The sequence below is a fragment of the Psychrobacter sp. NPDC064578 genome, assembly GCF_044901245.1.
Classification (GTDB): Bacteria; Pseudomonadota; Gammaproteobacteria; order Pseudomonadales; family Moraxellaceae; genus Psychrobacter; species Psychrobacter cibarius_C.
The window spans coordinates 44,326-68,412 of the sequence record NZ_JBJDPI010000013.1 but is presented as its reverse complement, the minus strand read 5'-3'; the positions used below and the strand labels follow the sequence as shown (position 1 = coordinate 68,412).

General features: G+C 43.6%; 21 protein-coding genes. 10 read left to right on the top strand and 11 right to left on the bottom strand.

Annotation, left to right across the window (positions count from 1 at the left end):
* The first annotated feature begins 18 nt into the window (after positions 1-18).
* From ACI2JM_RS13505 to ACI2JM_RS13495, 3 genes are all read left to right on the top strand, one after another.
* A complete protein-coding gene (locus ACI2JM_RS13505; protein WP_404644857.1) occupies positions 19-1,272 on the top strand; it encodes a PQQ-dependent sugar dehydrogenase in 1,254 nt (417 codons plus the stop codon).
* 176 nt (positions 1,273-1,448) lie between these two features.
* Entirely contained in the window at positions 1,449-3,098 is a 1,650-nt protein-coding gene (locus ACI2JM_RS13500) for a BCCT family transporter (protein ID WP_201604600.1), read from the top strand.
* A gap of 236 nt (positions 3,099-3,334) precedes the next feature.
* Positions 3,335-4,990, top strand: a complete 1,656-nt coding sequence (locus ACI2JM_RS13495; RefSeq protein ID WP_060491392.1) for a BCCT family transporter — start codon at positions 3,335-3,337, stop codon at positions 4,988-4,990.
* 123 nt (positions 4,991-5,113) lie between these two features.
* Here the strand turns inward: ACI2JM_RS13495 and ACI2JM_RS13490 are convergent, their stop codons facing one another.
* The 9 genes from ACI2JM_RS13490 to dnaQ all read right to left on the bottom strand — a co-directional run bounded on the left by ACI2JM_RS13490 (position 5,114) and on the right by dnaQ (position 14,781).
* Positions 5,114-5,446 carry a hypothetical protein gene (locus tag ACI2JM_RS13490; RefSeq protein WP_060491391.1) on the bottom strand — a complete coding sequence of 111 codons (333 nt, stop codon included), beginning with the start codon at positions 5,444-5,446 and terminating at the stop codon, positions 5,114-5,116.
* Positions 5,447-5,765: 319 nt separating this feature from the next.
* Positions 5,766-6,137 carry a DUF3144 domain-containing protein gene (locus tag ACI2JM_RS13485; protein WP_404644854.1) on the bottom strand — a complete coding sequence of 124 codons (372 nt, stop codon included), beginning with the start codon at positions 6,135-6,137 and terminating at the stop codon, positions 5,766-5,768.
* A 72-nt stretch (positions 6,138-6,209) separates the two neighbouring features.
* Positions 6,210-7,376, bottom strand: a complete 1,167-nt coding sequence (gene metK / locus ACI2JM_RS13480) for a methionine adenosyltransferase (RefSeq protein WP_045451444.1) — start codon at positions 7,374-7,376, stop codon at positions 6,210-6,212.
* Between the two features lie 162 nt (positions 7,377-7,538).
* The gene (locus tag ACI2JM_RS13475; protein WP_404644852.1) at positions 7,539-8,135 is read right to left on the bottom strand and encodes a DJ-1/PfpI family protein; all 597 of its coding nucleotides are present in this window, start codon (positions 8,133-8,135) and stop codon (positions 7,539-7,541) included.
* A gap of 168 nt (positions 8,136-8,303) precedes the next feature.
* Positions 8,304-8,999 carry an endonuclease III gene (gene nth / locus ACI2JM_RS13470; protein WP_404644850.1) on the bottom strand — a complete coding sequence of 232 codons (696 nt, stop codon included), beginning with the start codon at positions 8,997-8,999 and terminating at the stop codon, positions 8,304-8,306.
* A gap of 111 nt (positions 9,000-9,110) precedes the next feature.
* On the bottom strand, positions 9,111-9,959 hold the full coding sequence (locus ACI2JM_RS13465) for an RnfABCDGE type electron transport complex subunit B (RefSeq protein ID WP_404644848.1): 849 nt from the start codon (positions 9,957-9,959) through the stop codon (positions 9,111-9,113).
* 109 nt (positions 9,960-10,068) lie between these two features.
* On the bottom strand, positions 10,069-11,076 hold the full coding sequence (nudC, locus tag ACI2JM_RS13460) for an NAD(+) diphosphatase (protein WP_404644846.1): 1,008 nt from the start codon (positions 11,074-11,076) through the stop codon (positions 10,069-10,071).
* A gap of 245 nt (positions 11,077-11,321) precedes the next feature.
* Complete coding sequence (locus ACI2JM_RS13455; RefSeq protein ID WP_404644844.1) at positions 11,322-13,004, bottom strand: hypothetical protein; 1,683 nt, start codon at positions 13,002-13,004, stop codon at positions 11,322-11,324.
* A 160-nt stretch (positions 13,005-13,164) separates the two neighbouring features.
* Positions 13,165-14,781, bottom strand: a complete 1,617-nt coding sequence (gene dnaQ, locus ACI2JM_RS13450; protein WP_404644842.1) for a DNA polymerase III subunit epsilon — start codon at positions 14,779-14,781, stop codon at positions 13,165-13,167.
* Positions 14,782-15,105: 324 nt separating this feature from the next.
* On the opposite strand from dnaQ, the gene ACI2JM_RS13445 reads away from it, so the two are divergent.
* Positions 15,106-15,660 (top strand): hypothetical protein, encoded by a 555-nt coding sequence (locus ACI2JM_RS13445; RefSeq protein WP_404644840.1) that lies wholly within the window; start codon positions 15,106-15,108, stop codon positions 15,658-15,660.
* A gap of 92 nt (positions 15,661-15,752) precedes the next feature.
* Positions 15,753-16,058, top strand: a complete 306-nt coding sequence (locus ACI2JM_RS13440) for a hypothetical protein (RefSeq protein WP_198331294.1) — start codon at positions 15,753-15,755, stop codon at positions 16,056-16,058.
* Positions 16,059-16,165: 107 nt separating this feature from the next.
* Here the strand turns inward: ACI2JM_RS13440 and ACI2JM_RS13435 are convergent, their stop codons facing one another.
* Complete coding sequence (locus ACI2JM_RS13435; RefSeq protein WP_198331295.1) at positions 16,166-16,576, bottom strand: YkvA family protein; 411 nt, start codon at positions 16,574-16,576, stop codon at positions 16,166-16,168.
* A gap of 245 nt (positions 16,577-16,821) precedes the next feature.
* On the opposite strand from ACI2JM_RS13435, the gene ACI2JM_RS13430 reads away from it, so the two are divergent.
* Entirely contained in the window at positions 16,822-18,099 is a 1,278-nt protein-coding gene (locus ACI2JM_RS13430) for an LD-carboxypeptidase (RefSeq protein ID WP_404644837.1), read from the top strand.
* A gap of 33 nt (positions 18,100-18,132) precedes the next feature.
* On the opposite strand, the gene ACI2JM_RS13425 is transcribed toward ACI2JM_RS13430, so the two are convergent.
* The gene (locus tag ACI2JM_RS13425) at positions 18,133-19,155 is read right to left on the bottom strand and encodes a GlxA family transcriptional regulator (protein WP_404644835.1); all 1,023 of its coding nucleotides are present in this window, start codon (positions 19,153-19,155) and stop codon (positions 18,133-18,135) included.
* A gap of 201 nt (positions 19,156-19,356) precedes the next feature.
* On the opposite strand from ACI2JM_RS13425, the gene ACI2JM_RS13420 reads away from it, so the two are divergent.
* The 4 genes from ACI2JM_RS13420 to ACI2JM_RS13405 all read left to right on the top strand — a co-directional run bounded on the left by ACI2JM_RS13420 (position 19,357) and on the right by ACI2JM_RS13405 (position 23,912).
* On the top strand, positions 19,357-21,162 hold the full coding sequence (locus ACI2JM_RS13420) for an acyl-CoA dehydrogenase (protein WP_404644833.1): 1,806 nt from the start codon (positions 19,357-19,359) through the stop codon (positions 21,160-21,162).
* Positions 21,163-21,184: 22 nt separating this feature from the next.
* The gene (locus ACI2JM_RS13415) at positions 21,185-22,192 is read left to right on the top strand and encodes an NADP-dependent oxidoreductase (protein ID WP_404644831.1); all 1,008 of its coding nucleotides are present in this window, start codon (positions 21,185-21,187) and stop codon (positions 22,190-22,192) included.
* A 3-nt stretch (positions 22,193-22,195) separates the two neighbouring features.
* Positions 22,196-22,978 (top strand): SDR family NAD(P)-dependent oxidoreductase, encoded by a 783-nt coding sequence (locus tag ACI2JM_RS13410; protein WP_404644829.1) that lies wholly within the window; start codon positions 22,196-22,198, stop codon positions 22,976-22,978.
* A gap of 172 nt (positions 22,979-23,150) precedes the next feature.
* Positions 23,151-23,912 (top strand): SDR family oxidoreductase, encoded by a 762-nt coding sequence (locus ACI2JM_RS13405; protein ID WP_025650849.1) that lies wholly within the window; start codon positions 23,151-23,153, stop codon positions 23,910-23,912.
* Positions 23,913-24,087: the final 175 nt, after the last annotated feature.

Here is a 24,087-nt window from a genome sequence, read left to right as displayed (position 1 = left end):
AGTTACGGAGATGACAAAATGACGATCATCAGTATGCAGCACCTAAGCACGCCATTAATGTTACCGATAATGATCAGCGCACTGCTGTTTAGTGCTCCTGCTTGCTCCAACCAAACTGCCGTCAATACCCATGAAGACCTGACAGACCATAAGGAAGAACAAGCCTCTGCTAGTGAATCGCTAGCAAGTACCGAAAAACCCGCCTTTATCACCAAGAAAATTGCCACGTTTGATGAGCCTTGGGCAATGACAGCATTACCTACCGTTAATAATGAACCCCCTGAATTACTTGTCACTCAAAAGACAGGCGAGTTATTCATTGTTGATACGGCAACAGGTGCCAAGACAACCATCAGTGGTATACCGAAAGTGGCTTATGGTGGGCAAGGTGGTCTTGGCGATATCGTTTTTGCACCAGATTTTGCTACTTCTAATCATGTCTATATGAGCTACGTTGAAGCAGGGAATGACACTGATAATAATAAATTTGGTGCCAAAGTTATCAAAGCGACATTGATAGGATTGGATACAGCCACGCCACGTTTGCAGGATATTACGCCCATTTGGGAGCAAACACCGAAAGTAAAAGGGCAGGGGCATTATAGTCATCGCTTGCTTTTTTTACCTGACGGAAAATATTTATATATCAGTTCAGGCGAGCGCCAAGAAAAAACGCCAGCACAGGATATGAGCGTCAATTTGGGCAAAATTATTAGGTTAAATCTTGATGGCTCAGTGCCAGCAGATAACCCTTTTGTAGATAATAGCAATGACATTGCCGCGCAGTTTTGGACAATCGGTCATCGTAATGTATTGGGTATGGCGTTCGATGAAAAAGGTAGGCTTTGGGCGCATGAGATGGGACCACGGGGCGGTGATGAGTTCAATCTCATTGAAAAAGGTCATAACTACGGCTGGCCAATCGTCTCAAATGGGCGTAACTATACAGGCACGGATATTCCTGACCATGAGACGCGCCCTGAGTTTACGCCGCCTAAAATTAGTTGGACGCCAGTGATATCACCGTCATCGATGAGTATTTATAACGCTAGACAATATAATGATTTCCCAGCGTGGCAAGGTAATGCGCTCATTAGTGGCTTATCATCTAAAGCGCTGATAGTCGTCGATTTTGATGAAAATAGCCACGTGACTGAGCGCTATCGCTATGATATGGGCGAGCGTATTCGTAGTGTGTTAAATGTAGATGGACAAGTTTGGGTATTAGAAGATGGCGATAATAGTGGATTATTACAATTGATTCCACAGTAGCCATAAGTAGCCATTGTTCTTCAACTTTCCAAGTGTTTGCACTATTGTAGGTTAGGCTGCTAAATGGTTTTGCTCTATTTCTGTCAATAAGAAAAACGTAAATAGTTAATTAGATTTGATAGTTGAGAGGTATCTTGTTAAGGTGTTCTTCCTAAAAAACTAAGGCTAACAAACAAATGGATCATGTAAAAGTTGGCAGGTTAGGCCCTTTTCCACGGGTAAGTAAACCTGTGTTTATTACTTCAGCGCTACTTATCGTTGGATTTATTATCTTTGGTGCTTTCTTTACTGAAACCGCTGGTGCACTATTTAGCTTTTTGCAGAATTTTATTACGGATAAGTTCGGCTGGATGTTTGTTATATTAATGAACGTTGCGCTGGTATTCTGTATTTATCTAGCAGCGAGTCGTTATGGTGACATCCGTTTAGGTCAACAAACAGAAAAACCGCAGTACAGTTTGTTTTCTTGGATAGGGATGTTGTTCTCTGCTGGTATCGGTATTGGACTGGTATATTGGGGGACGGCTGAGCCCTTGTACCACTTTATGGCACCACCACTCGGTGAGGCGGAAACAATAGAAGCCGCCAAGCAAGCCATGAGTATCTCATTTTTACATTGGGGACTACATGCTTGGGCGATTTATACCATTGTGGCATTGGCGCTGGCTTACTTTCACTTTCGCCGTGGACTGCCATTGTCGATTCGCTCGACGCTATACCCGTTATTAGGCGAGAAAATATATGGTCGCTGGGGTCATACGGTAGATATTCTAGCCGTGTTCGGCACGATGTTTGGTGTGGTAACGTCGCTAGGTCTAGGGGTGATGCAGATCAATTCGGGTCTTGAAAACTTATTCGGCATACCCAATTCTTTAACCGTACAGTTTATTATTATTGCCTTTGTGACTGCGTTGGCATGTGGCTCATTGATGCTTGGTCTTGATAAAGGTATCAAGCGCTTAAGTGATATCAATATGGGTTTTACGGGTGTGCTCTTGGCCTTTATGGTCATCTTAGGACCAACCTTATTTATTTTTGATAGTTTTATAGAAAACATTGGTAATTATGTTGTTGCCATGATTCCGTTATCAACATGGGGCGAGGCTTATAGTAATACGGATTGGCAGAGTGGTTGGACGATATTCTATTGGGCGTGGTGGGTAAGTTGGGCACCGTTTGTCGGCGTATTTATCGCTCGCATCAGTCGCGGTCGTACCATTCGTGAGTTCGTATTGGGTGTCTTATTGATTCCAATGCTGATTTTGTTTTTCTGGTTCACCACTTTCGGTGGTGTCGCTATTCATATGGAGCTTTTGGCTGCGCTTGATCCTGCTATGGCCAGTCCAGGATTGGTGGAAGCGGTGCAAGCAGATACGGGTAGCGCTATTTTCAAGCTGGTTGAGTATTATCCATTCGCGAAACCAATTACCTTGCTCATCGTTGTTATGATTGTTTTATGGTTCGTGACTTCATCGGATTCAGCAAGTTTCGTCATTGATATGTTGACGGCGGGCGGCGATACCAACCCACCTAAGATTCAACGTTTATTTTGGGCGATTATGGAAGGTTTGATTGCCGCTATATTGTTAGCAGCAGGCGGATTAGGCGCATTGCAAGCCGCCGCTATTGTGGCTGGACTGCCATTTGCTTTAGTGATATTTGTCATGATGTATGCCTTACTTCGTGGCTTAAGCCGAGATCGATTGATACTGTATCGCGCTCAGCAGCACTTTATCACCGAAGAATCTGCAGATCATAATTCAGCCAATGAGTTTGCTGATGAGCACTTGTTGAAAGGACCGCCTAAAATCGTGAAAGGTGATTAGCAGATTATATATATCAGCTTTAATACTGTTTTTATTAAATGAATCAGGCAGTTAGCTTCTTCTTTTTTTACGTAAAAACACAATATAACAATTGTGATTTGAAATCCTAAGATGCATCGTTATCTTAGGATTTTTTTATTTGTTGACCAATAGCAAGGTTATAAAGTGTCTGATTCGATTTGATAGTTGTGCAGTATCTTGTTAAGGTGAGCCCCTTCAAAAATTGAGATGACTAAATGGATCATGTAAAAGTTGGCCGCTTAGGCCCTTTTCCGCGGGTAAGTAAACCTGTGTTTTTAACTTCAGCGTTATTAATTCTTGTGTTCATTATTTTTGGTGCTCTTTTTAATGAGCAAGCAGAACTGTTGTTTGGTCATGCAAAAGCATTCGTGTCTTTGCGTTTTGGCTGGTTCTTTATTGTAGTGGTCAACTTAACGTTGGTGATGAGTATTTACATGATATTTAGTCGTTATGGCGATATCAGGCTTGGTCATCAAAATGAGAAACCAGAATACAATCTAGTATCTTGGATTGGCATGCTATTTTCCGCGGGTATCGGTATTGGCCTGCTCTATTGGGGTACGGCTGAACCCTTGTATCATTTTATGGCGCCGCCGTTAGGAGAAGCTGAAACAGTAGCTGCCGCCAAGCAAGCGATGAATATCTCGTTCTTGCACTATGGTTTGCATGTGTGGGCGCTCTATGGCATGGTCGCGTTGTCATTGGCTTATTTCCATTACCGAGTGGGCTTACCGCTGGCTATTCGGTCGACACTATATCCTATATTGGGCAAAAAAATCTATGGTGGCTGGGGTCATACGGTCGATACACTAGCGGTATTCGGTACGATGTTTGGAGTAGTGACCACTTTAGGTCTTGGGGTATTGCAAATTAACTCAGGTCTTGAGACGTTATTTGGCATACCCAATAATATTACAGTGCAAATTATTTTGATTGCCTTAATCACTATGTTGGCAGGTCTGTCTCTATTTATGGGGCTAGATAAAGGGATTAAGCGCTTAAGTGATACCAATATATTATTTACTGTGATATTGCTCAGTTTTGTGATTATTTTAGGCCCGACCCAGTTTATCTTTAATAGTTTTGTAGAAAATATTGGCAATTATTTACATCAAATTGTGCCGTTAGGTCTTTGGACAGAATCGTATGATGGTCAAGAAAACTGGCAGGCATCATGGACGATTTTCTATTGGGCATGGTGGATAAGCTGGTCGCCTTTCGTTGGTGTGTTCGTGGCTCGTATCTCTCGTGGTCGAACCATTCGTGAGTTTATCTTAGGAGTGTTATTAATTCCTATCACCATCTTGTTCTTATGGTTCACCGCTTTCGGTGGTTCAGCCGTTAATATGGAATTAATGGCAGCCGCTGATCCCAACCTCATTAGTCCTGGCTTAATAGAAGCTGTCCAAGCAGATACTGGCAGTGCCATCTTTAAGCTGATGGAATCTTATCCATTTACGTCAGCTTTGAACTTGCTTATCGTAGTGATGATTGTGCTTTGGTTTGTCACGTCATCGGATTCGGCCAGTTTTGTCATTGATATGTTGACCTCAGGTGGCGATGCCAATCCACCTAAAATACAGCGCCTATTTTGGGCGGGTACAGAGGGTGTCATCGCTGCCGTACTATTAGCAGCAGGTGGCTTGAGTGCACTACAAGCGGCTTCAATTGTGTCAGGTTTCCCTTTTGCGATTGTGATAGTCGTTATGATGTACTCATTATTACGCGGCTTGAGTCGAGATCGTTTGATACTGTATCGCAACCAGCAATGGTTTGTCACTGAAGAGTCAGCAGAGCATAATTCAGCCAATGAGTTTCGTGATGAAGATTTGCTGACAGGTCCACCTGATATTGAAAAACCTGAAGGTTAGATTTTATCGATCTAAAAGATCATAAAAAAGCACCCGCCTATGATTAAGCGGGTGCTTTTTTATATGATTTAATTGTCTTTTTTAGTTTGATATAAAGTATTTACACAAAGTTATGAAGCAAAGTTATGAGCACTGTCCTTTAACATAACCTACTGCTGCCGTTGTGCCACATGCCGAACATGAGTTGCCCGCAGTGCGATAACTAAATCCTGAGCTGGTTTTTACTTTGACACACACAGGATCATATTGCGCGGTACACATCGTTTGCTCAGGGTTGTAAGGTGGGCATTTGATGAAAGGGTTGTCGCTGTTCTGTTGGCTGTGCCCAGTGCTATGAATAGGGGCGGTGTCAGGCGTATCGATGCTTTGGATGTTATTACAGCCAGCTAAGGCAATAGTGACTGATAACCCTAATAATGACAGGCATAATCGCCATGATTTGAATAAGTGGTTCATAATCATATGTCCTTATAAATAGTGTTCGGTAAGTCCCTGTTATCGATAGCTGGTTACAACCATGTGATGAACAAGGTGGTTTTAATTGATAGTAGCCTATTTATCAGCAGTCATCTACCAAATCATGATTAATAAAAAACCCAAGCCTATGATTAAGCTTGGGTTTGAGCACCACTATAGTCATTCCACTATAAAAATATTACTGCGTTAACCTCGCTTGAAGTATTAAATATACATCTACACTCGGTTGCCTTGTACTACTTTTAAATTGGACCGACTATACCAGCCGTTTTATAAATGCCAGCTAAAGGCGATAGAGCTATTTGGCTGCTTTGTCATCTTGATTAAGCTGAACATATTTATCAAAGTTCTGCGCATAATCAGTCAGGTTGTCGCTCAGCATTTGGCGATACTGTTTGACATAAAATTCAACGATATCATCTTTTTCTTTGGCAAAGTCATCGCCTTTGACAAAGCCGATAGAAGCGACAGATGCGCTATAACGTGCGGCTGCATAAAGTAGTGATGCGCCTACTTGTCCTGAATGCGCTTCAGAACCCAACTGACTGTTTGCGATACCAATGATGGCATCAGCACGTTGGTAAAATGCTTGCATTTCAGGGGTAATCTCAATGTTAGCGTCAACATTGCTGTCTTGAATGTTGCTGTCTTGCATATTGTCTTGAGACATAAGCGACTCCTAATAAGTGTCGGTAATTTTAAATTTATAAAGAGGGTTTGTAGGTGGTGCAAAGTTATATTTTTACAAACCAGCGTCTGCTTTTAAGATCTCAGCTTTGTCTGTTTTTTCCCACGTAAATGCAGTTTCAGAGCCAGGACGACCAAAATGACCAAAAGTCGCCGTTTGCTGATACATTGGCTGCAATAAGTTTAGCATACGGGTAATGCCATAAGGGCGCAGGTCAAAATGGGTGCGAATCAGACGGATGATTTCATCATTGCTGATTTTATTCGTACCAAAGGTATTGACAGAGATAGAGGTTGGTTCAGCGACACCAATGGCATAACTAACCTGTATTTCACAGCGCTCAGCAAGTCCTGCCGCAACGATGTTCTTAGCCACATAACGCACGGCGTACGCAGCACTGCGATCTACTTTTGATGGATCTTTACCACTGAATGCACCGCCGCCATGACGCGCCATACCGCCATAAGTATCAACAATAATTTTACGACCTGTCAATCCAGCATCACCAACAGGACCGCCAATCACAAACTTACCCGTTGGGTTGATATGATAGCGCGTGCCAGCATGCAATAATTCAGCAGGCAATACTTGTTTAATGATAGATTCCATTATGGCTTCTTGCAGATCCTTTTGCGAGATACTTGGATCGTGTTGCGTTGATAGCACTACGGCATCAATGGCAACAGGCTTGCTACCATCATATCTTAAGGTCACTTGTGCTTTGGCATCTGGACGTAACCAAGGCAACTCGCCTGCGCGGCGCAGCTCAGATTGGCGTTCCATCAAGCGGTGAGCAAATTCGATAGGGGCTGGCATCAAGACATCAGTTTCATTGCTGGCATAGCCAAACATAAGACCTTGGTCACCTGCGCCTTGCTCTTCAGGGTCGCTACGATCGACACCTTGAGCGATTTCAGGAGATTGTTTGCCGAGCATATTGATGACCGCGCATGTTTCGCCATCAAAGCCTAAGTCTGAGTGGTGGTAACCAATACCGTTTACGGTATCACGCACGATACGCTCAACATCGATATTTGCCGTCGTGGTGACTTCACCCGCTAGTATCACAGCACCTGTCTTAACTAAGGTTTCGCATGCCACGCGTGCATGCAAATCTTCACGTAAGATGGCGTCAAGGATGGCATCTGATATTTGGTCAGCCATTTTATCAGGATGACCTTCGCTCACAGATTCTGAGGTAAATAAGTTGTATTCACGCATAATGGGATCGCTTAATTGCAGGGACTGTATTCTACGAACTCAGTCATTATTAAATGTATATAAAAATAAAAGGCGAAAACGAATAAAAAAATTAGCACATTTTACCGTGTATCGAGATAAAACTCTAGCGATGGATAATACTAAGAAGTGACTAGGCATGGATTAACCATGGTAAAAGTCATCAATCTTGCTATTTTCTTGCCAGCGATATTCAGTATAGTGAGCGATCTGGCGCGCCGTATCGATGTCATGTCTATCGGCGATAAAACCAAGCGCCATGTCCATACCTGCACTGACACCTGAGGACGTATAAAATTTGCCATCAACAACCCAGCGTGCTTGCTCGGCCCAATGGACTTTGTCAGATTGCGCTATTACCCATTGCCATGACAGTTTATTAGACGTTGCGCGCTTGTCATCTAAGACGCCAGCCTTAGCCAACAATGCACTACCCGTACAAACGCTAAGTACCCAATCAGCATGGTCAACCAAGGTTATTAACGTCTGCAAAAATGGTCGGTGATTGATTTGCTGGCGAGTACCCATGCCGCCAACCATCAATAAAATATCAGTCTGATGCGCTAACTTGCTGACAGCGATGGTCTGCATCGCAACGCCATGCTTACTGCAAATAATGCCGCCGTTTAATGAGGCAAATTGTAGATGATAATGCTCAGGTAAGCAGCCAAACATCTCGATAGGTCCAAATAGATCCAAAGTCTCAAAATCATCGAATAATAGCGCGGTCAATGTCTGCATCTGGCTTCCTGAATTTTAAATAATATTTACAAAGGTAAGTGGGCATCTACTGCTTTTTTAACCACGCTATTCATGTTTTATTCATATAAAGTAGATCAATTAAACCTTTTATAACTAGAGCAGTTATCGTTCTAAAAGCGATCGTTCTAAAAGCGATCGTTCTAAAAATTATAGCTCCAAAAACTTGGCTTTGTCTTTAAACATACATTCGTCATAAACAGGACACGCCCCGCATTTGGGTGTACGGGCTTGGCAGGTATAGCGCCCGTGTAAGATAAGATAATGATGCGCATCCACGATGAAGTCATCTGGGATACGCTCGACCAACTTATTTTCAACGATCAAGACATTCTTGCCCGTGGCAAGTCCTGTACGATTACCTACCCGAAAGATATGAGTATCAACCGCCATGGTTGGCTGACCAAAGGCGGTATTTAAGACCACATTGGCGGTTTTGCGTCCAACGCCAGCAAGAGATTCTAAGTCTTTGCGGTTATCAGGGACGGTGCTATTAAATTTCTCAATTAAGTCTCGGCAAGTTTTGATGACGTTTTTGGCTTTGGCATTGTATAGGCCAATATTTTTGATATAAGATTTTAGACCGTCTTCACCTAATGCCAATATTGCTTCAGGTGTATTTGCTACGGGATATAATTGCTTGGTGGCAATATTGACGCTCACATCCGTCGCCTGCGCAGACAAGATGACCGCGATCAGCAGCTCAAAATTACTCTTATAATTCAATTCCGTAACCGGCTCATCAATCGCCGCTGCCAGCTTTTCAAAAAATGGACGCACGTCACGATTGGGCATTCGTCTCGATGGCGGGGTATCGGCAGTTTTATGTTTGACGGTTTTACTCATAGTATTCTTACTATTTTTTGGCTATTGATAGTTAATAACTGATACAAGATATCGGGATAAATTCATTTTAGCGATGTTGGGTAGACTGTCTAACAAATGATAATTACGCTGTTAAAGCTGACTTAACTCCACTTGCAACGCGTCAAGCTCTACTTGTTTGCTCTTATTTGGACGGACACTTAGCTGCTTTTCTAGCTTTTTAATTTTACTACGAAGCTTCGCTGCGGCAATGGTGTTTTTTGCCTGTGCTTCGCTGATATTCAACGATTGACTAGCGGCATTGTTCAGTTTTGCTTCAACCATGCTGACCACAGGTCTACTATTGCTACTATCAGCCAGCTGCTCGGTGACGCGTCTTAAATGAGTATGATAGCGCTGTCTTAAATCTTCTTGCTCTGTGGTACGTTCAGAGCTAGATAGCTCCCGTTCAACAGTGACCAAGTCGATACAGTCGACTGGACAAGGAGCGATGCAAAGCTCGCAGCCGGTGCATAAATCCGTAAAGATAGTATGCATGTGCTTACCAGTACCGACAATAGCATCGACTGGGCAGGCAGGTATACATTTGGTGCAGCCGATACAATCATCTTCACGGATCACCGCACGTACCTCAGTCGGACGTTCAGAGTTCGCATCTATTGACCACTGAGAAGGCGCAGCGCTAAGTATCGCTTCATGACTGTCTATATGAATGATTTGAGCGATGGCATTGGTAACGGGTTGACCACCGGGTACACATTTATTGTATGGCTCATTGTCTAGCACGATAGCGGCGGCATAGGGCAAGCAGCCGTCTGGATGCTCGCAAAGTCCACATTGTGTTTGCGGTAAACAAGCATCAATATATGAGATTTTCGCTTGTATGTCCGCAGGTAAGCGCTCTATATCCAAAGTGTCGAACAAGATTGGCAAATTGGTGAGACGGATATGGGTGCTATTTTTACTAGTGCTGCTTTGCATATGCTTTAAAACCTTAATATCAGTGCTAAGTGCTAAGTGTGCTCTGAGCGCTGACATTAGAATAATAGGATAATAACGATATTGATAAATGATGCATTGATATTATAGATTAAAGCAAAATACCTTGCTCATTGGCAATTTGTGCAATCAGCGCGTAAGCAATGCTACCTTTTGAGGGTATTTTTGGCAAATTTGATAGATCAAAAAAATCGGCGTGCGACAGCTCATCTTCTTGGATAACAATTTCGCCAGCTGCATAAGAAGCGCGAAAGCCTAGCATTAAATTAGACGGAAATGGCCATGGCTGACTGCTGACGTAACGAATATCTGATAAACTGATATTTACCTCTTCTGCCACTTCACGCACCACCGCGTGTTCTAGGCTTTCACCCACTTCTACAAAGCCTGCAATCAAACCGTATAGTAACGGTTGTGGCGACTGTAATAAATGAGGCGCTGTTTTTTGCTGTCCATAACGATGATGATGGGCTAGCAAAATCTGCATTTCACCAGTTTGCGGATTCGGGCGAGTAATAGCCGTGATGACACAGGGTTGTACACGTGGGTATTGGCGCAATCGGCACACTGGACAGACCATCGCACGCTCATCTCGTTTGGCATGAATGGTTGGGGCAGCACAGCGACTACAAAACTGTGTATCTGTTTGCCAGCGCAATAACTGTATCGCTTGGCTAAGCTGATCGGACAAAGCCACGGGCAACTGAGTAATCAGCTGGCGGTAAGGAACAAACGCATTGCCACTGCCCTCAGCGATGATGGGCAATACAATGTGATGTGCAATTGCATAGTCATAAGTAATGGCGCTAGCCGCTTGCGCAGTAAAGGTGTGGGGAGTATCAATCGAACTGTCGGAACTTTCTAGAATATCGGCATACTTCAGAGTATCTACACTCGCGCTAGTAGGATTGACATCAGGCGACCAGTGACGCGGTGCTAGGCTTTCGAGTAGCGTGACATGACCAACTTGATAAGCAAGCTGGGTCTCCTCGTCTGAATGTGTAGCGGATGGGGGTAGTTCAAGCTGCACCGGCCACCATCCATTAGGTCGCTGGTGGCATAAAACAGTATCATCACTAAATACAAAAGCGCTGGTCATAGGTAAAATTCCAAACCGGTTACGGTCAGTACGCATCAGTGTTGATACAGACTTTTTTTTAATTGAATTAAAGTCAATCCTATATCATTCGGATACGGTGTCAGGCTCGCTTAGCACTACTATTTGTAGTGCTAAGCGCATCTTGCTTGTATCCAGATTATATGGGATCGACTATATATAAATGAAGGGCTATGGCAGAAAATCCGCCATTTAAATATCATTTTAGTGCTTAAGCATGATAGAAATTAGGCTGCCAGTAGATGACTCAAGCTCTGCTGTCCCACATCTAATGCTTGTTTGCTGACCGGACGATTATGCTCAAAACCATCTAGATGATGATCGACGGCCATAATGACATCAGCGATACAAGCGAGCGTACTGTCTTCAATACGTTGTCCACCTTCGATACGTTGCTGAAGATAATTGGCCAATTGACTGAGCATGCTGGCAGGTGTTGGTAGCTGTAAGAAGCGCACAGCCCCTGCCACTTGGCGCATCATCTCAGGTATGTTCTGGATATTGAGCATATCGCGCTCTGGCTCAGCCAAATAATCGTTAATGGCTTGTTCTGCACTGGCAATAGCGGAACGACTTTCTTGTATCAAAGTATCATTAGCCGTATTGAGCTGATGTAAAGAGATATGCGGGTTATTCAGTGGCAAATAGATGGCCCCTGGTGTGTGCATTTCTGCCATTGCAATGGTGGCGTTTTCCGCATGCATTAATGCCAACAGCAAGTGATCGAAATCATCAGGCGAGGGCGTTTGCCAATGACTAACAGCTTCTGCTGCTACGCTGAGACTATTGGCTGCATTTGATAAACCAAGCAAGCGTAACGCTGAGCTCAATTCTGTTAGCTCTTCGATAATCTGTGCGGTTTGCATATCGACAGGGTTCAATGAATCACCGCGTGCGTAGCTATCCACATTTTCTTTGATGGTATTAATTTGGGTCTGAATGATAGTGTTCAGCGTATCGGTCAGGGCGCGATTAGGACCGAATAAGAAACGCTTCATTTGCTCAAGTTGAGCGCTCTCTAAGTGGTTGCTGGCGTATTGCTCACGCAGTCGTTGCGCCGCATCACTGTCACGCTGGCAAGCAAAACTGACCAAATCAGCAAAACGTTTGTCCATCACAGGCAAATAGCTTTGGAATTGCTGCTCTAAATAAATCAGTGTATGTTTTTGACTCAGATTTAGCGGTAATATCGTGGCAATGTCAGTGACAGCTGCGGTGGCCGCTTGCCAAAATAGACTGCTGGTGTTTGATGCTATCAAAGCACACGCTGCACTCATGGCGTCAAGTTTCTGCTGATCGTCTGGGCTAACGTTGCCATCTTGATTGAGCAGAGCGACTCCAAGACCACTACGATAAGCATAAGTTAGTAGTTCAGTGTCTAGGTTAAGCTCGTCAAGTGGTTGGAAGTTCTGTTCAGGGTTGGCAATGATGACACTACTGCTACCAAAAGCTGCAAAATCGTCTGCTGTGATAGGGGTTTCTTGCCCGTGAGCGTTGAGTTTATTGATGACAGGCAGTAACAATGTTGGCTCTACAGACTCTGTCAAAAGCACAAACTCGATATAGCGATCCAGTGTCATAATGGCTTCTGATAAGTCCATAATTAAGCTGGTATCGTTATTATCACCATTATCATAGAGGCGCTGTAAACCATTGACAATAGCGGTATTCAAAGCCTCTGCACCAACCAAAGATATCAGCTCAAAGATGCAAGACAGCTGCTTTAGCACAGTGATAGAATCTAATAATAGAGGGGCTTGACTATTATCATCATTAAATTCACTCAGATGAATCTCAGTATCTTTTAAGGTTACGATGATCTCATCATGCAACAAATGTAGCGATGGTAGATTGAAATCAGTAACACTAAGCGTTGGGGCCGTTAACTTCATTTGCGCAGACTGGTTCATAGGTGTTTTTCCATAATGTACTGATGAGAATGGCGATGGTTTAAATGATGATCGAAAAAGCACTTGCTGGTAACGTTTTAACGCTTAATATAACAATAATCAAGCCTATATTATACAAATGTTATTGCTCAAAGATTGATATCATCAGCTTATACGGCGACTACATATTGGCTTTTAGCTCAGGATACGCTTCTGCGAGCGCGGCATACCACTCTTTATTGCTATTTTCATCCATAGATGACTCTAGCAATAAAGACGCTAAATTGGCAAAACTGGCGTGGGCTGTCTGCCCGCCATCTGTTTGCGTGTCTTCTTCGATGGCGAGTGTAACCTGCCCACCTGTCATCGCTAGATAAACTTCTGCTAAAATCTCTGAATCAAGTAAGGCGCCATGAAAAGTACGATCTTGCTTTCCCACATTTAGGCGACGCACTAAAGCATCTAGGGTGTTTTTTTGCCCAGGATATTGCTGCTTTGCCATGACCAGCGAGTCAGTCACTTGTACGCGCTCGGCAAAGTCGTTCATACCAACTTTGGCAAACTCCATGTTTAAGAAGTTCATATCAAAGGTGGCGTTATGAGCGATAATTTCTGCGCCGTCCATAAAATCATAGAGCGACTGAGCAACTTGATCAAAGGTAGGCTTGTCGGTCAAAAATGCCTCAGAAATACCATGGATACGAATGACTTCATCATCCATGCCGCGCTGTGGATTGATATAAACGTGGAGCTTTTCACCCGTAAATTTACGCCCGATCATCTCCACGATACCGACTTCGATAATACGGTCGCCTTTTAACGGATCAAGACCTGTGGTTTCAGTATCCATAATGAGCTGGCGATCAGACTCATGACGATGGATAGGTTTGGGGAGCAGCGGTATGAAATACGGATTGGCACGGCTGGTGTCGCCGTCAAATTTTGGTGTATTAGCTTCTTCTATGCCAGTAACGGTAGCAGGCACATGATCATTTATCGTTGCATCAGTCATAGACGTTTGGGTTTCCGGCATCTCTATTTTACTCATTGGTTTGCTAGCATTATGCTGATAGCGATCGGCTTCTATTACAGCATCTTTACTCATCATATCATCGGCAGGGTTTGTATCGTTATCAGTGTCTATGACATCTTCGTCAAGCTCATCATCTGTCACATCCAGACCCAGTGGGTCGAAACTTAGCCAATCATCGTGAGAAGCATTTTGAGCTGTATTAGGCATTATTTGCCCTTTTTTTTTAGCCGTGTCTTGCGATTCTATGGTCGATAATTCTTCACTGCTGGACGTCACGCCCAAGTTTGCCAGCTCGTCCGCTTTTTCATTGCCTGCATGTCCTGCGTGACCTTTTACCCAATGCCAGTCAACATCGCGCTGCTGGCATAGCTTATCTAATTGCTGCCAAAGGTCTTGATTGGCGACGGGTTTCTTACTTGCCGTTTTCCAGCCTCTTTTTTTCCAACCCTCTATCCATTCGGCAATGCCTTTTTTGACATAGCTTGAGTCTGTCCAAATTTCAAGTTTTTGCTCATGCGGACTATGAGTAAGTGCTTGTATCGCACCCATCAATTCCATGCGATTATTGGTCGTCTCTTTATCACCGCCGTACAAATCTTGTGTACGGCCATCGCTAAAAATGAGATGTGCGCCCCAGCCACCAGCGCCCGGATTGCCTTTACAGGCACCATCTGTATAGGCCACGGTGGTTTCTGATTTGGCGGCCAACGGATTCATCGCGTTATTGGTGGTGAGTTGCTGCGCTGAGGTGCGATTGTCTGACATAAAAAATTATTGACCTGAAAATTGATAAACTTAAGGAGAGTTAGAGAGATTTTGCTAGCATTGTTTTTTACACTGGCTCTCCCTTTATATTTTGAGAATGAGTATAACAAATCTATCGTTGATGTGGGCAATCGTAATGCACAAAGTCGCAAAAGCACAGATCATAATAGTAACCCTGCCATTTTCTGTTAAAATAAGCTAGATTGTGATAAAGCGTCTATTTATATAGCGAAAATCTTTGTTCGCTTACTCAATCATCAGTGCCTATTTGTGAATAATCAACTTGTGAGTATTCAATACGCTCGAATGCAGGATAACCCTATTATGTCCTTACGCTCAAACGTTTTTTATAAAAAATTGACTTCTTTTATGGTTGCTATAACGGCGAGTAGTGCGCTGTTTTTGAGTGCTTGTAATGATAGCAATACTCAAGCCGATACCAACAAGGTTGAGACGGCAGCAGATTTATCAATATTTGAAGGTTGCTATACTGTCAGCCATGATGAGCCTGCCCAAATAAAAGTCAGTCAAAAAGATGGTGCATGGGTCATGCAAATGAAAGAGCCAGCAAGTGCAAAGCGTGTTTGGGATGACCCTGAGCCGCTAGAAGTGATTGAAAATAGCGAGATACCGCAGTTTTTCTCTATTGACCCTGACAATGTTGATGCAGTTATCGGTCGTCCGGATAGAGTATTGGTACTGGCGCATGTTAAGCCTGTCTATGCCAATATCGATCCATTATTAGACAGTGAATATTTATCTTATATTTATCGCGGTGCCAATACCATCTATCGTGTTGAGTGTGATGATGTTAATACCGATATTTTAGCCAATCCACATGCCAATATTGTGATTGATAATGTTAATGAGAGCATCTAAATAAGCATGGGTCATAAATATCATTTATGACCGATAGTATTTTTCTAGACAGTATTTTGCCATAAACAGACATGCCATTAGAGTTAAGCAATATGAATTTTTTTAGTTATGTGGTATTGGGCGGATTTTCTTATGCAGCAGGCTGGGCCGTCAGAACCTATGTACTGGATAAGAAGCCTGAACCGGAGCAGCCTTATAATCTTAAGCATCCCGCCATCTTAGCTTACTTGGGTGGTTTCTTTATTATCATGCTGATTGTCTCGTGGCTGATTGGGCGTTATTTACTCGGACATGCTGCTATCGATTTGCCTTTTATTATCATCAATAGCATCGTTGCAACCTTTGTTTATTCGTTCGGTCTCAATCCAGAAAAAGCGCGTTATGATGTTCCAGATTAACGCACGTAGATAGTTGCTATTAGTGAATAAAAAAGCCACGGCTGATACATTGATTATCAGTCGTGGCTTTTTAGAATGATCATTTCAGTATGATAGCTTGCACAAGATTACGTGTTTTTCTTCAAGTTAGTAGCAGTTTTAGCAGATGCTTGTCTTTTCTTCCAAGTTTGATATTTTTGTAAATCCTTTTCGACCAACTTCAAGCAAAAGGTTAGTACTAGTGCATCGTCAATATGACCGATAAAGGGAATGAAGTCGGGAATGATATCAATCGGGTTGAGAGTATAAAGCAGTCCAACCACGCCCGCTGAAATGGTCTTGTAGGGAATATCGCGATAGTTTCCTTGATAATAATCTTTAATCAAGCTCATGAATAGCATCAAATCTTTGGCAAAACGCTCAAGATGGCTGCTATCTTTTAGCTTTTCTTGCAGTTTTTCTTCTTCGTTGATGAGGTACTCTAAATCGGTGTCCAATATGTCATCTTTTTTCTGTTTATCAGTCGTTTTCTCAGCCATTATTATTATCCTTATTTAACCGAAATCGGTATTCTCATACTACAACAAAGTCGTGGGATGTGCCAATACGGCTAGGTTTTTGCTATGTACCATAGCGAAAAATTAAATATAGGCAAGGGTTGGGCAACTATCATAGCCAAAAAAACGTCTACAATATGCTGCTGTGTGGTTTAAGCAAGTAGACTGCAAAAATAAAGATGATGCAAAAGTATATTAAAATAAAAATGATAAGGTGGCAGAGAGAGATGGTTTTTAAGAGTCAGTTATTAACAGATGATAGAAACAAAAATGAGCATACAGCGATTGAAACAACATCTGGGCTAAACCGTCGGCAGTTTTTGCGTCGAGTGGGTATCAGTGCGGGTACTGCTGCATTGGCGACGCAAGGTGTTTCTCAGGTATTTGCCGCCAGCCCTATCGACCCTAATAATAGTCCGCAGCTCACCAAGGATGATTTGCCGACCGCGTTATTGGGTGAGCGTTCATCCTCACAGCCGTCACTCACGCAAACACGCTGTATTACGCCAACGATTGAGACCAGACTGTTTGCCAGCTCCAACGTTGGTGGTAGTGGTGACCGCACCCAATTGGCATTAGATCGTGTGGCCTGTGCAGGTTTTAAAGTCAATAATCCTACAATTACCAATCGGCAGTATCTGCGTTTTGCTGGTACGGATTCGCAGCGCGCAAGTGACCTGCAAAACATCGCGACGGGTGCTATCGTAGCGCCCAAGTTACTGCTTGGTGTGCGTGGTGGCTATGGCGCCATGCGTTTGTTACCGATGGTTGACTGGTCGACGCTAGGACGGATTATGAAGGAGCGCGGCACGATCCTCGCAGGCTTTAGCGATGTGACAGCTATCCAATGTGCGCTATTGGCAAAAGGGTCAATGAGCTCGCTTGCCGCGCCAATGCTCTATAGTGAGTTTGGTAAAACTGCACCTGATAAAGTTAGCTGTCAGCAGTTTGTTGAAGTGTTAACCAACCCTAATCTAACTATCAGCATACAAGATGCTTCATTAACCAGTCAGCAGCTACCTGCCATACTGACAAAAGGTGAGCCGAAACCGTTAACTGGTACGATTTGGGGTGGCAACCTAAGTGTCGTATCGGCGCTGGCAGGTAGTGAGTATTTACCGCATATCGATGGCGGCATTGTGTTTTTAGAAGATGTCGGCGAGCAGGCGTATCGTATTGAGCGCATGTTATATGACTTATATCTCGCAGGCGTCTTTAAAAATCAGCAAGCGATTGTGTTTGGGGCATTGTCTGGTACGGGCGAGGACAGTTATGATCAACGTTATGATGTCGCCACAGTCATTCGCCAACTACATGAACTAACGGGATTGCCGATATATAGTGGTATGCCTTTTGGTCATATCGGCAAAAAATACAGCTTTCCGCTAGGAGCAACTTGCCAGCTTATACCTAATACAAATGGCGGCTATCAGTTAGCATTTACCGATTACCCAACTATTAAGGTTAATGCTATCCAAGTAGAAGGTTTGTGGCAAAATGCTTAAGTACTAATCTCTAACTGCTATTCACTGCCATGACTAAATTGCTAACCGCGAAAACTTATCCTGATATTCTTTGGGGGTTAGCGCTGTCGCACGTTTGAATAGGCGTGTGAACGAAGAGATATCATCATAGCCAACTTGCTCGGCAAGCGATTTTATGGTCACATCGCCTAATTCTAGCAGGCGTTTTGCCTGTTCAATTCTGACGGCTTGAATATACTCAATCGGACGCATGGCAACAGCAGACTGAAAGCGTCTGTTCAGCGTCCGCGGGGTGATATTGACCATGGCAGCCAATCCGCTCACCTGAATAATCTGATAAAAATTTTCCTCAATAAACTCTTGTACCTGCTTGATCAGTTGGTCTGAATGCGGCTTATGCAAGGTCACATTAGTATAGCTGTTCTGACTGCCTCTTTTGCTATCGATAATTTGGGTTTTGGCTACTTGTGTAGAAATTTCATGTCCACAATAGCGCTCTATCAATAACAGTCCTAAGTCAAAAAATGCACTACCACCCGCCGCACAAAATATATTACCCGACTGGCTATCTGACTTGCTCTTTGAATGAGTGACAAACTGGTTTTCCTGTAAATCAACGAGTGGAAAGTCTGCTTTGAATTTACTGGCGTAACCCCAGTGCGTAGTGGCGATTCTATTATCCAGTAGTCCTGCCTTTGCCAAAAAGAAAGCACCGCTACAATTGCTGGCTATGTCTGATTTGGTGTCTGCCAATCGTGTTAGATGGGGTATCAAATCTGCATTTCGGCTCAGTACCTTATCGATTGAATCACCAATCGTGGGAATCAATAGCAAGTCGCACTCGGCCACGTCCTGAATATCGCAATGCGCTTGCATGATTAAGCGGTTGCTACATCTGATATCTACGCCACCAACGCTTGCTATTTGCACATTGAACCGCGGCTCTACTGGCTCATCTAAAAATCGTTGCCAACTGACACCTGTGAATGAGAATAAATCTAACGCACCTGTCAATGCACTGCCGAGCACACCATCGAATCCAATGATGATGACTTTAAAAGGTTTGAAATAAGGCATAGATATCGATTTTCCTTTCGCGGTGCTGACCAAAATTTAATTTTCTAACCAAAAATATCAATTTTTTATCTGAATTCTCGAAATATAAACGTTATTTTTGTCGTATTTGACCATAATTATGTCATAAATGACAATACGGTAAGGCGCTAAATTAGATTAATATCGATTGATAACCAAATTTAATCAGTTAACGAGAATATTATGGCAGCAGATACGCTAATCAATGACTTTGAGTTACCGTTCCAATTGTATGATGTATTGGGCACTGAAAATTTAACCAAGCATGCTAAGTTTGCAGAGCATAGCCGCGAAACATTTGATGCCGTACTGGATACGGCCAATAAAATTGCGACTCAGCTGTTTTTGCCGCATAACCATGTAGCAGACAAGAACGAGCCACAGTTTGATGGCAAAAAAGTCAGCATGATAAGTGATGTAAAAGTCGCTTTTGATGCATTCCGCGAGTCAGGGTTCATCGCAGGTCGCTATAGTTTTGAAGACGGCGGTATGCAGCTGCCTGAAACAGTGATGACAGCCGTGACAGGTTATTTTATGGCCGCCAACCCATCAACCACTGCTTATCCGTTTTTGACCACTGCTGCAATTAATGTCATCTCGCATTTTGCTAGTGATGAAATTAAAACTGCCTTTATGCCGCGCATGCTGACAGGTGAGTTCACCGGAACCATGGCATTAACAGAGCCACATGCAGGTTCTTCACTTGCAGATATCAAAACCACTGCGGTAAAACAAGACGATGGCTCATACCGTGTCAAAGGCAGCAAAATTTATATCTCAGGCGGCGATCACGAACTGTCTGATAATATCGTCCATTTAGTGTTGGCCAAAGTGCCAGGTGGTCCAGGTGGCGTGAAGGGTATCTCTTTATTTGCTGTCCCCAAGTATCGTTTAAACGATGATGCATCGGTCGGCGAGCGCAACGACGTACATTTAACAGGACTCATTCATAAACTGGGCTATAGAGGCACGACGTCGACGGCATTGAGCTTCGGTGATGATGGCGAGTGTTATGGTTATCTGATCGGTGAAGAGCATTTCGGCCTGCGCTATATGTTCAAAATGATGAACGAGGCACGCATCGCTGTTGGTTTTGGCGCATCGATGGTGGGATATCGTGGTTATCAGTACTCACTTGATTATGCCAAAGATAGAACGCAAGGCAGAATCGCCCCGAACAACAAGCCTGAAGATGCGGCAACTGCCATCATCAATCATGGTGACGTAAAGCGCATGCTACTGGCGCAAAAGGCCTATTCTGAAGGTGGCATTTCATTGTGCCTATACGGTTCAAACCTAATTGACCGTATCAATACTTGCGATGACGAAACGCTAAAGAACGAGCTAACAGAGCTGTTAGATTTGCTGACCCCAGTATTAAAAGCATGGCCGTCTGAGTATGGGCCAAAAGCCAATGATTTGGGTATTCAAGTATTGGGCGGGGCAGGCTATACGCGTGAGTATCAAGCCGAGCAGTTTTGGCGTGACAATCGTCTAAATCCTATTCATGAAGGCACAAATGGTGTGCAGGCGCTAGATTTGTCATTCCGTAAATTATGGCAAAAAGGTGGTCTGGGTATTCAAATCCTAAAACGTGAAATCACACAAGATTTGGAAAGCATCACTACACCTGAGAGCGCTCAATTGGCGGGTAAACTGGTGCCTTATATGGGTCAGCTACATGAAGTATTGGTTCATTTAAGCAAAGTGCTGCAGACAGAAGAGGCGTTAACGCTCACAGGTAATGCGCAGGCACTGATGAATATTTTTGCCTCAATTGTACTGAGCTGGATTTGGATTCGCCAAGCCAGTAAAGCCGAGCAGCTACTGAGTACTACCCAAGATATTGAGCAGCAGAATTTCTACAAAGGCAAGATACAAGCGGCCAAATACTTCATTGATTGGGAACTGCCATTAATCAAACGTGATATCGAATTATTAACCAATACCAACTCGGTTTGCACGGATATGCAAGCGGACTGGTTCTAAAAACAACTCTAAGGAAAGAGACATGACAACGATAAACAAACAATGGCGCCTAAAGGCAAGACCTATTGGCGAACCAAGTGCTGATACTTGGGATTATACTGAGACAGAATTACCGACTATCACCGACGGTCAGTTACTGATTAGAATTGATTATATCTCTATCGATCCTGCCATGCGCGGCTGGCTAAACGACGCCAAATCTTATATCGAACCGGTACAGATTGGTGATGTGATGCGTGGCGGTACGGTCGGTGAAGTGATTGAAAGTAAGCATGAAAAGTTTGCGGTTGGTGACTATGTCGCAGGTCACAATGGCGTACAGTCCTATGCGGTCAGTGATGGTACAGGTCTGCATAAAGTCGATCCAAATCTAGCACCGCTGTCTTATTACTTGGGCGTCTTGGGTATGCCTGGTATGACAGGGTATTTCGGTCTCCTAAAAACAGGTGAGCCAAAAGCAGGCGAGACTGTGGTTGTGTCAGGTGCCGCTGGTGCAGTTGGTAGCTTAGTCGGTCAGATTGCCAAAATTAAAGGCTGCCGCGTCGTTGGTATTGCAGGCGGTCCTGAAAAATGCAAATTCTTAGTCGATGAGCTGGGCTTTGATGCCGCTGTAGATTATAAAAACGAAGATGTCAAAAAAGGCTTAAAGCAAGCTTGTCCAAACGGGGTCGATGTATTCTTTGACAACGTGGGCGGCGATATTTTAAATGACGTGCTGACTCAGATTAATCTGCGGGCTCGTATCGTTATTTGCGGTGCGATCAGTCAATATAACAACACCACAGCAGTCAAAGGCCCATCGAACTATTTATCACTATTGGTCAATCGTGCTCGTATGGAAGGCATCGTGGTGTTCGATAACATCAAAGAATATCCAATCGCCATGAAAGAGATCGCAGGCTGGATTCAATCAGGTGATATGAAAGTAAAAGATCATATCGTTGAGGGTATCGAGACGTTCCCAGATACTTTGATGATGCTCTTTAAAGGTGAAAACTTCGGCAAACTGGTACTTAAGGTAGAGGGATAGATCATGACACTGAATACAAATGGAATTGCATCAGACGTAACGGGCAAACGAATTTTAATCACGGGCGGTGCATCAGGCATCGGCGCAGCAAGTGCGTTATTGCTAGCCAGTCGCGGCGCCAAAGTCGTGATCGGTGATATGGCAGAAGAGATGGGCGCTGCGGTCGCCAAGCAAGCTCAAGATGCTGGTAACAGTGTCGTCTTCAAAAAAGTAGACGTGACCAGTGGTGACGAAGTACGTGCGTTGTTCGACTTTGCAGTAGAAACGCTTGGTGGTCTGGATGTGGTGGTAAACAATGCTGGTATCGACCATAAGCCTTCGCCAATGCATGAGCTAAGCGATGATGATTTTGATCGTAATATTGCAGTAAATTTAAAAGGTGTATGGCACTGTATGCGTGCCGCCATCAATTGTATGCTGCCTAATGGTGGTGGTCATGTGATCAACGTGGCATCTATCGCAGGTCTACGTTCAGCGCCGATGATCTCAGCCTATAGCGCGGCTAAACATGGCGTGATGGGTCTGACCAAGTCTGCTGCTCATGAGTACGCGCGCGCCAATATTCGTTTTAACGCGGTATGTCCAAGTTTTATCGATACCCCTATGGTACGCAATACGATGGCAAAAATGGACGAGCGTACGCAGCAAGCAACCATTAAAGCCAGCCCAATGCGGCGTTTGGGTGAAGTTGATGAAGTGTCAGGCGCGATTGCTTGGCTGGCTAGTGATGAAAGCAGTTTTATGAACGGTCATGCCTTTACCTTAGATGGTGGTATGTTGGCTTAATAGTCAAATAACTGCTAAATCATTACGGTGTTAGCCTCGCTCGATGTACTATGCGTACTATCTACGCTCAGCTGCCTTGTAATGGATTTGCAGTTTTTCGACTATAATTTATTAAGTGGTTACGATAAAAAATTGAAAACTGAATAGCTAATTCAAAATATAAGGGATAACGATGAAAGATTTATTCGATTTAACCGGCAAGATTGCTTTAGTCACTGGTGCTAGCCGCGGTATTGGCGAATCTATTGCTCGTTTATTGGCATCAAGAGGCGCGCACGTTATCGTCTCTAGCCGTAAGATTGATGCCTGCCAAGCAGTCGCGGATAGCATCATCGCAGATGGTCACAAAGCCAGTGCTTTTGCTTGTCACGTGGGCGAGATGGCACAGATTGATGCGATTTTTGAGCATATTAAAAGCGAGTTTGGCCAAATTGATATCTTAGTGAATAATGCCGCAGCCAACCCTTACTATGGTCATATTTTAGATACGGATTTAGCCGCCTTTGATAAAACCGTGGAAGTAAACATTCGCGGTTACTTCTTTATGTCGACGGCAGCTGGCAAAATGATGAAAGAACAAGGTGGCGGCGTCATCTTGAATACTGCATCGGTCAACGGTTTAGTAGCGGGCGATAAGCAAGGTATTTATTCAATCACCAAAGCTGCGGTTATTAGTATGACCAAAGCCTTCGCTAAAGAGTGTGGCCCATTGAATATTCGTGTCAATGCGCTATTGCCAGGCTTGACTGATACCAAGTTTGCCTCAGCCTTGACGACCAATGACAAAGTCTTAAAAATGGCACTACATGCTATTCCACTAGGACGTGTTGCGAATCCTGACGAGATGGCTGGCACAGTGTTGTATCTAGTATCGGACGCTTCGAGCTATACCACAGGCGCGACTATCGTTGTCGATGGTGGTATGTTGGCTTAGTTAGCCGGTCAGAAGACTTAGAATACAAGTTAAAAAACAATTTACTATTAAGAACTGCATGAGATTTATTTCCATGCAGTTTTTTTTGATTTTATATTTGAGCGAGTGTCTAAATACGCTTAGTGTCATTGCATCGATAGATTATTAATTTAAAGTAAAAATAGGCTGTGTAATG